This is a genomic window from Chitinophaga sp. GbtcB8, from assembly GCF_019091455.1.
Lineage (GTDB): Bacteria > Bacteroidota > Bacteroidia > Chitinophagales > Chitinophagaceae > Chitinophaga.
The window spans coordinates 25,876-37,377 of sequence record NZ_JAGXJN010000039.1; the positions used below are offsets into that span (position 1 = coordinate 25,876).

An 11,502-nucleotide genomic window follows, 5' to 3' on the forward strand; every position below is an offset into this window, starting at 1 on the left:
GTTGTAAAAATAATTTAAGCCTGCAAGTTTAGAAAATTCCCGAATAAATTATAATTAATCCTATACCTACATAAATTACCCCACTTTAAAACTGATAGCTATTATTTAAAACCATGGGGTTTTGTTTGCAATATTTATTTTATGCAACTTTCAATTTATAAGCAGATGCCGAAAAGCTTTGAATAGAGTAGGCACATAAAGTAACCAAGTTAAAACCAAAAACTATGAAAAACTTTCCAATGGAAGGCCTCACTGAACTGTCCCCTAATGAATTAACAACAGTAGAAGGCGGTGGTTTGTTAACCAATTTATTAACCACTGCTGCAGGCCTGTTAGTGAACCTGCCAAACACAGTGGGTGGTGTAAAAAATACCGTGAATGGCCTGCTGGATTTCCTGATCTAACAGCTGCTCTTTAACAATTGTACTATTATAAGCGGCCGCCGAAAAGCTTTGAAAGAGTAGGCATATGTAATTACCTCAAAATACATCGCGCATGACATGTCTTTCAACGGGGGATCTTACAGCGCTTTCCCAGGAAGAGCTGCTGGAAACAGAAGGTGGTGGATTGTTAACGAACCTTACTACAGGGATCACCACCGGGCTAACACCGGGTATTGTTCAGCTGTTAGGCACCGTATACAATGTATCCGGCATAACCAGCGCTTTCCTGAAAACGCTGCTTGGTACCATTGTTTAATCTCTACACTAATTAACGCATTTAGCACAAGGATTTAGAGGCGTCCTGTCCCGGTAAACGGACCAGGGCGCTTTTCCTGTCCCGGTAATATAAATCCCCTGCCTGCCTTTTATCTGAAAGATCAAAAAAATACTGTCTTCCCTGCAATCCGCTGTGGTTGTTTACCCGTAGGTATTTGTTAAGCAGCAGCTTAATGAGCGTGATTATAGTGTCCTATGGCGAAGCCCGGAAATGCAGAGAGCTGTTATCCCGATTCCTATTAACCAGCATCACTATGGAAGGCAGAAAACTAAGATGCACCCAACAGGTGGCAATCCTGATCAGGCATTTGCGCAGAAAGAAAGAATATTCCCAGGAATACATGGCCGCTCACCTGGACATATCCCAGAACGCCTATAGCAAGCTGGAAACCGGGAAGATCCCTATGACCATTGACCGGCTTTGCGAAGTGGCCCGTATCCTGGACATTGCACCCACCGACCTGCTGGCAGAAATAAATGCTGATCATCACCTGTGATCATTTAACCATAAAAGCATACCATGCCCCAGTTGTTCCCGATAAGTATTATGCAACATTCCACCTATACCTGGCTGCCCAGGGTGAAAGTGAGAACGCAGCTGCTGTATATTACCGTGCTGGCAGCCGCTTTCATTGCATTGATCTCATTACCTTTTATTAAGGTAGATGTGTCGGTAAAGGCTACCGGCCTGGTGCGCCCCATTACAGAAAAGCATGAGCTGCGCAACCTGGTGGCCGGCACCATTGCAGCTATACTGGTAACTGACGGGCAAAAGCTATTGAAAGGGCAGGAGATCCTGCGCCTGCAGGAAGCCGTAAGTGACAGCAAGCTGCAGCAAAACACCTGGGAGCTGGACCAGCGCGATAAATACATTCATGACCTCACCTTACTTACGGCCGGCCGTGGCGGCGGCCTGCAATCTCCTTTATACCAGCAGCAGTACCAGCGTTATCAGTCTACCCTCAATGAGCAGCTGGCCACCGTGAATAAGCTAAAAGCCGATATGGAGATGTACGAAAAGCTGTTTGCCGAAAAAGTAATTGCCAAAAAAGAATATGCCGACCGGCAATATGAATATGTAAAAAGCCAGGCCGCCTACCAGCTGACCATACAACAGCAACGCAGCGCCTGGCAGGAAGAGCTGAGTCATTTGCAGACAGAAAGCAGCCGCCTGCATGCAGATACCCGGCAGCTGGAGCAGGAAAAGGAATGGAACGTGATCAAAGCCCCGGTAAGCGGCACCCTGCAGCAATTCAGCGGGAAGTATACCGGCGGTTATATCCAGGCTGGTGAGCTGCTGGGCATTATTTCCCCAGACTCTAACCTGGTAGCAGAATGTTATGTAACACCCAAAGATATTGGCTACCTGCAGGCGGGCATGCCTGTGAAATTCCAGGTAGATGCATTTAATTATAATGAATGGGGCCTGGTAGAAGGCAGGATACAATCTATTGACAACGATTTTATCCTGGTGAATAACCAGCCGGTGTTTAGAGTGAGATGCAGTTTTGCCGGCACGGAGGTGCATACCCGTAATGGCGTAAAAGGGAACCTGAAAAAAGGAATGACCTTCCAGGCACGTTTCATTCTCACCAAACGCAGCCTGTTCCAGCTACTGTATGATAAAGCCGATGACTGGATGAACCCAGCCCGAAAGGCTACTTAACCTTTTAGTATATAACATGATGCCATGACAAATGATGCCAGATTAAAACGGAGTGCCCGGGTAAAACAGCGCGATATCAGTGATTGCGGCGCTGCCTGCCTGGCATCTGTAGCAGCGTATTATCATTTGCAGCTACCGGTAGCCCGCATCCGGCAATATGCCGGTACCGACCGTAAAGGCACCAATGTATTAGGGGTGATAGAAGCTGCGCAGAAGCTGGGTTTCCAGGCCAAGGGTGTAAAAGGGCCGTTGGAAGCGCTGAACAATATACCCAAGCCTGCTATTGCGCATGTGGTGGTGAACGGCATGCTGCAGCATTTTGTAGTAGTGTACAAGGTAACCGCCAAACAGGTTGTTGTAATGGACCCGATTGACGGCCAGTATCACCACCTTAGCCACGAAGACTTTAAAAAAACATGGACCAGCGTGCTGGTGCTGTTAATGCCGGATGAAGATTTTAAAACGGGTAATGAAAAAATATCGCACCTGCAACGTTTCTGGTACCTGCTGCGCCCTCACCGGTCTGTGTTAACGCAGTCGCTGTTTGGTGCGGTGATCTACACTGTGCTGGGGCTTTCCACTTCTATTTATGTACAAAAGATCGTTGATAATGTGCTGGTAGAAGGTAACCGTAACCTGCTGAACCTGTTAGGCGTAATTATGCTGGTGATATTACTGCTGCAATTATTTGTAGGTAATCTTAAAAGCATTTTTGCTGTTAAAACCGGCCAGCAGCTGGATGCGCAGCTGATATTAGGCTACTATAAACATTTACTAAAACTACCCCAACAGTTCTTTGATACGATGCGGGTAGGGGAGATCACCTCCCGTATTGCCGATGCAGTAAAAATACGTGTATTCATTAACGATGTAGCATTAACCCTGGTGGTGAATGTTTTTGTTGTCATTTTCTCTTTTGCTTTAATGTTCACCTATTACTGGAAGCTGGCGCTGATCATGCTGGGTATTATCCCGGTGTACCTGCTGATATACCAGGTTAGCAACCGCGTAAATAAAAAGCTGCAGCGTAAGCTGATGGAAGATAATGCGGAACTGGGCAGCCAGCTGGTGGAGTCGCTTAATTCAGTAGCCACTATTAAACGGTTTGGCCTGGAAGAATATGCCAATATGAGAACAGAGCACCGTTTTATACGCCTGCTGAAAACCATTTACCATTCTACCATCAGTAACCTGTACATAGGCAGCGCCGCTAATGTTGTAACCAGCGGTTTTGTGATAGCTCTTTTATGGATCGGTTCAGTGTTTGTGATAAACCGGGAGCTAAGCCCGGGTGAGCTCTTATCTTTTTACGCGCTGGTGGGGTATTTTACGGGGCCGGCTATGGGCCTTATCACTGCTAATAAAAGTATGCAGGATGCGCTTATTGCCGCTGACCGTTTATTTGAGATCATGGACCTGGAGCAGGAGGAAACCGCGCAAAAGGTGGAGCTGCAACCTGGTATGATCGGGAATATTGTGTTTAACAACGTTACTTTCAGCTATGGCAGCCGGGTGCCGGTATTCCGGCATTTTAACCTGGAAGTGCAGCAGGGACGTATTACAGCTATTGTAGGGGAGAGCGGTTCGGGTAAATCTACCCTGATGTCGTTGCTGCAGAATATTTACCCTTTAAAGGAAGGTACTATTGCCATTGGGCATACGGATATCCGCTATATTCAGCATGAAAGCCTGCGCCGCCTGGTAAGTGTTGTGCCCCAGCAAATAGACCTGTTTGCAGGCCCCATTACAGCTAATATTGCTGTGGGTGAGTTTGAGCCGGATATGCAGCAGGTATTACGTATTTCCCAGCAGCTGGGGATCCTGGAATTTATAGAAAAGCTGCCGGATGGCTTTAATACACTATTGGGTGAACATGGCGTAAACCTTTCCGGTGGCCAGCGCCACCGTATTGCTATTGCCCGTGCATTATACCGCCACCCGGAAATACTGATCCTGGATGAAGCCACTTCCTCACTGGACCCTGTTTCGGATCTGTATGTACAAAACGCTATGCAGGAGCTGAGGGATGCCGGTAAAACAGTGATCGTGATCGCACACCGGTTAAGTACCGTGGTAAATGCCGATCAGATCGTGGTACTGCAGGATGGCGCGCTGGCAGAAGAAGGTACGCATAAGCAGCTGCTGGCCCGTAATACGGTGTATGCAAAGTTATGGAGCCATCACCAGGGCATGCTGCAAGGCTAAATAGTAAGTACAGGAACGATCAAATCAATCAATGAGGCAGCTTTTCTCTTAACAAGCCATATACCCAGGTACCTGCAATTGCGCTCAGGATCATTACTATCACTACAAAAGCGCCGGTACCTATTTGTGCAAACAGCGGTCCCGGACAAGCGCCGGTAAGCGCCCAGCCAGCGCCAAAAATAAGCCCGCCAATGACCTGCCCTTTATTGTATTTCTTAGACGTAAAATCAATTTTTTCTCCGCTGATGGTTTTAATGCTGAACCTTTTGATGATCCATACAGAAATGGCTGCTACTACTACCGCGGAGCCAATAACCCCATACATGTGAAAGCTTTGTAAGCGGAACATTTCCTGTATACGGAACCAGGAAATAATTTCTGCTTTAACAAATACAATACCCAGCAACATGCCCGCCACAGCGTATTTGAGCAAATGCCACCAGGGCCTGGGAGCTGCGGCCTCTATGCGCTCTAATGAATGAACTTCAAAATCAGTATTGATTAAATCAGGCATTGTTTACAATTGAAGAATGAAGGGTAAGATCCAGTTGGCGGTTATAAAACCACCTGCCATAAAACAGCAGGTAGCCACCAGGGAAGGCCCCTGCAAACTGGCCAGCCCCATAATGGCGTGGCCGGATGTACAGCCACCTGCATAGCGGGTTCCAAAGCCTACCAGGAAACCGCCCATTACAATAAGAATAAAACCACGTGCTGTTAGCAGGTTGGCAAAAGAAAAGAGATCAACCGGCAGCAAATGGTTATAGTCATGAACATTATAGTTATTCATTTCCTGCGCCAGCGCGGGGTGCACCTGTATGGGATGTGGATTATGTAATAATATGGACGCCAGCCATGCGCCAGCTATAATGCCTGCTGCAAAAAAGAGGTTCCAGCTTTCCTTTTTCCACTCGTATTGAAAAAAGGGAATTTTAGCCGGCAGGCAGGCCGCACAGAGGTGCCGTAAGTTGGCAGATATTCCAAAGTGTTTGTTGCCCAGGAGCAGCAAAACCGGTACTGCCAGGCCAATTAAGGGACCGGCTACATACCAGGGCCATGGCTGGGAAAGTGTTTGTAACATACGGTTGGTTATAGAGCTGTTAGGAAATGAAAAGTACGTCTTTTTCCTTAACGCCGGATTAACCTTCTTTTGAGCATGGTGTGGTTAATATTGTGTGCTAAAAAAAATAGGGGAATGTTCGCATTCCGAGAACTTTTTGTATGTTTGTAAACGGAAACCCATGAAAGTACATTTGATCAAACTTCAAACTATTGAAAAATATGTAAGGAGGCATGCCAGTAGCAGAAGTAGCTTTGAACTTTGGATTGTAACGGTAAAAGGTGCAACCTGGAATATGCCAGAAGATATATTGAATACATTTGGCACCGCAGATCTTTTAGGAAATGGCAGTCAGCGGGTAGTATTTAACATTGGGGGTAATCATCACCGCATGATCTGCCAATACGCATTTGGGGCATCGCAGGTACATTTGTTTGTGTGCTGGATAGGCACACATGCAGCTTACACAGAGTTATGCGCTAACAGAAAGCAATATATTATTAGTGATTATTAAAACAGGGGTTATGGAAAAGTTAAAATACAAGGTAATTAAATCTGAAAAGCAGTATGATGAATACTGTGATGTGCTGGCAGAGTTAGTGGCCAGTCCCCGTAAAAGCAAAGAGTTATCAGATGAAATAGAGCTGCTTACCCTGCTCATAGAAAAGTGGGATGAATCACACAGCACTTTTAAAGATGCTAATCCTATTGAAATATTACAGTATTTAATGGCAGAAAATAACCTGAAAGCTACAGAGCTGGCCGCTATACTGGGTATTGGAAAAAGCCTGATATCTGATATGCTGCATTACCGCAGAGGGCTTTCCAAAGAAAATATCCGTAAGCTCGCAGAGCATTTTAAAGTATCACAGGAGTTATTTAACCGGCCGTATAAACTGATATCCCCGTTAAATGCGCAGCTGAAAAATGCCAGTGTAATGAATACAACAAAAGAGCTAAAGGTAGTAAGGTAATTACTACCTTTTTTATTTGCTGATTAGCCTAACATTTTCTTCACTACTTCCTGCCCGTTTACCAGGGCTGCTTCTACCGTTCCCATAAGCGCGCCGTTATACAATCCTTCTCCTGCAAAAAATAATGTGTTCACTACAGGCGTAGTTAATACGGGCAGTGCTGCTTTGGTATGGATAGTAGGGTATGAGTAGGAGCCGCGTGTAAACGGATCATTTGTCCAGTTAATGATCTGCGCGCTGAGTAATAAAGATTGCAACGTTGATACGGGCATATTAAAAATACCTGAGAGTGAATTAAATGCCATTTCCAGCACCTCCGCATCAGGCGCCTCTTTGAGCGCTTTGGCAGGCGGGCCACCCAGCCACCCGGTAAGCAGGGTAGATGTTTCGGGGTATTGCGTCCACCAGGTGGGCACGGTTTGTTGGGAAAAAATAAGGGTTATATCTTCCCCGCTTTTGCCGTTAATGGTTTGCTTTTCCCAGAAGGGTTCCCGGAACTGCAGCAGTATTTTAATAATGCCGCCCATACCCATTTGCTGTGCTGCTTCATACTGCGCTGGTAAGGGTGGAAAGTATTGCAGGCTGCCCAATTCTGTTGGCGCTGCCTGTAATACGCTAAGGGGTACCGTGATCAATACCTGCTGAGCGGTATAATGCTGCTCATTGGTAGTAATGACCTCCACCTTTCCCGGTTGCCAGTGAATATGTTGTACAATAGATGAGAGCTGAATAGTGCCGCCACCCTTTGTAATTTCTGCTGCCAGAAAAGCGGTGAGGCGGTCGTAGCCGCCATTGATACGGTATTGGGTGGCTTCATGCTCTGATACCCATTCTTCGCGCATGGCCAGGGTACTGGCATCCGCCGGATCAGCGGTATCATAACCGGAGGCATAACGGATAACGGTATCTCTCAGTTCATTGTATTCATCATCTGCAAAATGGAGCTCCAGGAAATCCTGCAGCGGCAGATCTTCTTCCTGCTTTTTCAATGCGGCTACAAAAAGCGGCCAGTGCGGTATTTCCAGCTCCTCCACAGGTACCAGCTGCCCTTTGAATGATTGCAGCATGGTGCCTTCAATGGCGTGGTAAGGAATGTTTGCATCTTTTAATAATCCCAGCGTCAGAGGCACATCCCCATGAATAAATTCAGCGCCTGTATGCTGATGGATGCGCCCGCCAATATGATCGCGGGCTTCCAGCATCTGTACTTTCTTCCCGGCTTTTATCAGCTCCCTGGCTGCCATTAAGCCTGCTGCGCCGGCGCCTATAATAATTACGTCTGTTTGTGCCATATGTATTAACCCTCTGATCCCTGCTTTTTCTTATGATAATATTTCTTCGATTTTTCCATGCTGCCACAGGTAACCGGGCTGCACCAGCGCCGTTTGTTATTCTTGGTATGGTCCAGGAAGATCCAGCCACATTGCCCGCATTCCTTGATCCGCTGATGATCTTCCAGGGTGAGTATATCATACGCTGATTTCATCACTACCCATAAAGGTGATAGCAGATCGGCAGCATCTTCTTCCCAATCCTGTTCAAGATGTGTGCCTTTTATGGTAAAGCGGATATGTGATAAACCGGCGGATAACATGGTGTTAAACTTATGCAGCAGCTCTTCCTGTATTTGCTGCGGATCCTGTGCTGCAACCGCGGAGAAGAAGTGGTACAACAATTCCCGTACGCGTTTCATTTTTTGCAGGGCTTTATCGGCTGCTTCGGAATGTTTGGCGGCATATAACTGCAGGGCTTTACGGCTTTTGGTGGTAAGGATATTCACTTTACTACACCATTGCAACAAGGAGGTATAACTGTCTAAATACTCATGCAGGTTAATGCCCCGCCAGGAATGAACGGTATTAATAAAATGAAAGCAGAGCGCGCCTCCATCCAGGGGAAGGGTATTAATATTTCTCTCTTTGCTCATAAGATACAGGTGGAAAGGTACATTATTTTACTAGCAAAAAAGCTTTTGACGGTAATAAATAATTACATAGATTTATACCGGTAAAACTTGTTTTACTGGTAATATAAACTGTAGGCATTCAACCCAAACCCACCGGATATGAGATCGGAAAATTCACCGCAATGGCTGGTTATCCTGGCTTTCCTGGCTATTTATATTGTATGGGGTACCACCTATATGGCTATTGCATTTGGATTAAAGGGGTTTCCGCCTTTTGTGCTAACGGCTTTCCGGGGTGTGATAGCAGGCTGCATCCTGTTAATATGGTGTTTGGCGCGTGGTGAAAGATTACCCAATACCGGTACTATAAGTAATGCTTCCATTAGTGGTATCTTAATGCTGGTGGGCGGTACGGGCCTGGTAACCTGGGCAGAGCAATATGTAAACTCGGGTTATGCTGCTATTATTATGGCTACTGAACCCTTTTTCTTTTTACTGCTGGATAAAAAAGAGTGGGGGAGCTACTTTTCCAATAAATGGGTGTTGGGCGGATTGGTGATCGGATTTACCGGTATTGTACTGTTCTTTCATTATACCCAGGCTGCAGCGCCTGAAACAAAGGATGCCGGCATGTTACTGACCGGTAACCTTGTACTATTGCTGGGCGCTATTTTATGGGTAGTAGGTTCCCTGTACGCTAAATATAAATTGGACCACAGCCATTCCAATACCCTGACAACCGGCCTGCAGCTCCTGGCTGCGGGCCTTTTTAGCGGCCTCACCGCATTGTTCACGGGAGAATGGGCTGATTTTAATATAAATACCGTGCCGCTGCCTGCCTGGGGAGGTTTGTTATACCTGATCACTATGGGATCGCTGGTGGCCTATATGGCTTTTACCTGGCTAATCACCATTCGCCCGCCGGCATTGGTAAGTACGCATACCTACGTAAATCCGGTAGTGGCCATCCTCATAGGCTGGGCCTTTGCCAATGAGCAGATCTCTTTGCTGCAGATAATGGCGCTGTTGGTGATCTTAGCCGGCGTACTGTTCACCAATGTACCGAATTACAAACTGTCCAGGGTTTAGAAAAGTGTGTCAGTGAGTACAACGGCATCATAACCCTGGTTAGAGGCAAAAGAAAAAGGCAGCGATGATTAATCACTGCCTTTTTCAAGAATAATTTTACACTAGCTACGTGTGTCTTAGTGGTTAGTTACCTAATTACTTCTGAGCAGTAGTGTCTTTCTTAGCTTTTTCTTTTTTCACATGATTTTTTTTACCGGTGGTATCTACTGGTTGAGTAGCAACGGTATCACGGATAACTGCTGTATCGCGACGGATAGTAGCGGTATCTTTTACAAAAGAAGCAGTGTCTTTTACAAAAGAAGCTGTGTCAGGACGCATTGCTGCAGTATCCTTAACTATAAAAGATGCGGTGTCTTTTGAAAAGAAAGCAGTATCCTTTTTGAATGCAGCTGTGTCTTTAGCAAAAGCCGTGTCTGCTACGAAGTTAGCAGTGTCTTTGAAGAATGCAGTGTCAGGAGCGGCAAAAGCAGCAGTGTCTTTTACAGAAGCTGTGTCCATTTTAAAGTCGGCAGTATCTGCTTTAAAAGCTGCAGTATCTACTGCAAAAGCAGCGGTGTCCACTTTAAAGTTGGCAGTATCTGCTTTAAAAGCTGCGGTATCAACTGCAAAATTTGCAGTGTCTACTTTAAAGTTAGCTGTATCAGCTACAGCTGCACTGTCCAGCGCAAAGGCAGTATCTACTGCGAAAGCGGCGGTATCTACTTTAAAGTTCGCAGTGTCTGCTTTGAAAGCTGCGGTATCAACTGCAAAATTTGCAGTGTCTACTTTAAAGTTAGCTGTATCAGCTACAGCTACGGTGTCGCGGGACATTTTTGCACTAACACCATTCTTTGCGTTTACCTGTGTAAGCATTATCGCTCCAACGCCTGCCATAAGGCCAAATTTTAAGATCTGTGTTTTCATCGTTTTTCAATTTTTATGGTTAACGATCCGATTTAACTTTTTTGACTGAAACCATTTCGTTTGGTTTCTTGCCAGGGAATAAGACAAAAACCCTGCGCAAAATCAGAAAAGAATTGTTAAAACGGCTCAATCCCTTTGAGAATACGGCATTCCAGCGTTTGAATGTTTTTATGTAACATTTCTTTAACGGATATATTTTGTAGAAGCTACACCCAATCAACATCTTATTCTGTTGACTATGTCCCCACGTTTTTGTTCCGTGCATACCTGCGCGTAGCATGGTTTAGGGCCATTATCTTTGCAGCATGGAACGGCATATACAGCTTACAGGTGACGGATCACATACTATAGGCGTAACCGGCACCAATGTTACGTACCACAGCACCCATGGCGCTATACAGGAGAGTGTACATATATATATTAATGCAGGATTGCGGCCCCTGCTGCAGCAACATTCACCCCTATGTATATTTGAAATGGGCTTTGGTACCGGTTTAAATGCGCTGCTTACCTTACAGGAGGTTATTGCAGAACAACGGCCTGTTTATTATGAAGCAGTAGAATTGTACCCATTGTCTGCCCCGGAAATGCAGGCCTTAAATTATAATAATTTGTTAAAAACTACTGCCGGTCATGACCTGGAAACCTTACACAGAGCGGCCTGGGAAGAAGTTGTGCCGCTGCATCCACAATTTTCCCTGTTAAAGAAAAAGCAATCGCTGGCTGCATACCTGGCAGCTTCTGCACAGTTATTTCACCTGGTTTATTTTGATGCCTTTGCTCCGGAGATACAGCCGGAGCTGTGGAGTGCAGCCGTGTTTGAGCAGGTAGCGGCCCGAATGCATCCTGGAGGGGTGCTGGTTACTTATTGTAGTAAAAGTGCGGTGCGAAAAGACCTGCAAGCCATTGGTTTTACAGTGGAGAAATTAGCAGGCCCGCCAGGTAAAAGGGAAATTATAAGAGCTGTAAAGGGCTAAGGG

General features: G+C 45.9%; 14 protein-coding genes. 9 read left to right on the forward strand and 5 right to left on the reverse strand.

From position 1 onward, the window contains the following. Window positions 1-224: 224 nt before the first annotated feature. From KVT36_RS26100 to KVT36_RS26120, 5 genes are all read left to right on the forward strand, one after another. The gene (locus tag KVT36_RS26100; RefSeq protein ID WP_217606389.1) at window positions 225-404 is read left to right on the forward strand and encodes a hypothetical protein; all 180 of its coding nucleotides are present in this window, start codon (window positions 225-227) and stop codon (window positions 402-404) included. 91 nt (window positions 405-495) lie between these two features. Then, a complete protein-coding gene (locus KVT36_RS26105; protein ID WP_217606390.1) occupies window positions 496-699 on the forward strand; it encodes a hypothetical protein in 204 nt (67 codons plus the stop codon). A 274-nt stretch (window positions 700-973) separates the two neighbouring features. Then, window positions 974-1,216, forward strand: coding sequence for a helix-turn-helix domain-containing protein (locus KVT36_RS26110; RefSeq protein WP_217606391.1), 243 nt, complete (start codon window positions 974-976; stop codon window positions 1,214-1,216). 23 nt (window positions 1,217-1,239) lie between these two features. After that, window positions 1,240-2,385 carry an HlyD family secretion protein gene (locus KVT36_RS26115; protein ID WP_217606392.1) on the forward strand — a complete coding sequence of 382 codons (1,146 nt, stop codon included), beginning with the start codon at window positions 1,240-1,242 and terminating at the stop codon, window positions 2,383-2,385. A 24-nt stretch (window positions 2,386-2,409) separates the two neighbouring features. After that, window positions 2,410-4,590, forward strand: coding sequence for a peptidase domain-containing ABC transporter (locus tag KVT36_RS26120; protein WP_217606393.1), 2,181 nt, complete (start codon window positions 2,410-2,412; stop codon window positions 4,588-4,590). Between the two features lie 28 nt (window positions 4,591-4,618). Here KVT36_RS26120 and KVT36_RS26125 read toward each other — a convergent pair whose 3' ends face one another. Next, window positions 4,619-5,104 carry a DUF6691 family protein gene (locus tag KVT36_RS26125; protein WP_217606394.1) on the reverse strand — a complete coding sequence of 162 codons (486 nt, stop codon included), beginning with the start codon at window positions 5,102-5,104 and terminating at the stop codon, window positions 4,619-4,621. A 3-nt stretch (window positions 5,105-5,107) separates the two neighbouring features. Beyond that, window positions 5,108-5,683 (reverse strand): YeeE/YedE family protein, encoded by a 576-nt coding sequence (locus KVT36_RS26130; protein ID WP_368670050.1) that lies wholly within the window; start codon window positions 5,681-5,683, stop codon window positions 5,108-5,110. Window positions 5,684-5,831: 148 nt separating this feature from the next. Between KVT36_RS26130 and KVT36_RS26135 the strand changes: the two genes are divergently transcribed. Together KVT36_RS26135 and KVT36_RS26140 are read left to right on the forward strand one after the other, a co-directional pair. After that, on the forward strand, window positions 5,832-6,164 hold the full coding sequence (locus tag KVT36_RS26135) for a type II toxin-antitoxin system HigB family toxin (protein WP_217606396.1): 333 nt from the start codon (window positions 5,832-5,834) through the stop codon (window positions 6,162-6,164). A gap of 10 nt (window positions 6,165-6,174) precedes the next feature. Next, window positions 6,175-6,624, forward strand: coding sequence for a type II toxin-antitoxin system HigA family antitoxin (locus KVT36_RS26140; RefSeq protein ID WP_217606397.1), 450 nt, complete (start codon window positions 6,175-6,177; stop codon window positions 6,622-6,624). Window positions 6,625-6,647: 23 nt separating this feature from the next. Here KVT36_RS26140 and KVT36_RS26145 read toward each other — a convergent pair whose 3' ends face one another. Together KVT36_RS26145 and KVT36_RS26150 are read right to left on the reverse strand one after the other, a co-directional pair. Continuing rightward, window positions 6,648-7,916, reverse strand: coding sequence for an NAD(P)/FAD-dependent oxidoreductase (locus KVT36_RS26145; protein ID WP_217606398.1), 1,269 nt, complete (start codon window positions 7,914-7,916; stop codon window positions 6,648-6,650). Window positions 7,917-7,921: 5 nt separating this feature from the next. Beyond that, a complete protein-coding gene (locus KVT36_RS26150; RefSeq protein WP_217606399.1) occupies window positions 7,922-8,551 on the reverse strand; it encodes a CGNR zinc finger domain-containing protein in 630 nt (209 codons plus the stop codon). 138 nt (window positions 8,552-8,689) lie between these two features. Between KVT36_RS26150 and KVT36_RS26155 the strand changes: the two genes are divergently transcribed. Next, window positions 8,690-9,619: an EamA family transporter gene (locus KVT36_RS26155; protein ID WP_217606400.1), complete on the forward strand. Its 930-nt coding sequence runs from the start codon at window positions 8,690-8,692 to the stop codon at window positions 9,617-9,619. A gap of 135 nt (window positions 9,620-9,754) precedes the next feature. Here KVT36_RS26155 and KVT36_RS26160 read toward each other — a convergent pair whose 3' ends face one another. Further along, window positions 9,755-10,522 carry a hypothetical protein gene (locus KVT36_RS26160; protein WP_217606401.1) on the reverse strand — a complete coding sequence of 256 codons (768 nt, stop codon included), beginning with the start codon at window positions 10,520-10,522 and terminating at the stop codon, window positions 9,755-9,757. A gap of 305 nt (window positions 10,523-10,827) precedes the next feature. Between KVT36_RS26160 and mnmD the strand changes: the two genes are divergently transcribed. Further along, window positions 10,828-11,499: a tRNA (5-methylaminomethyl-2-thiouridine)(34)-methyltransferase MnmD gene (gene mnmD, locus KVT36_RS26165; protein WP_217606402.1), complete on the forward strand. Its 672-nt coding sequence runs from the start codon at window positions 10,828-10,830 to the stop codon at window positions 11,497-11,499. Window positions 11,500-11,502 lie beyond the last annotated feature (3 nt).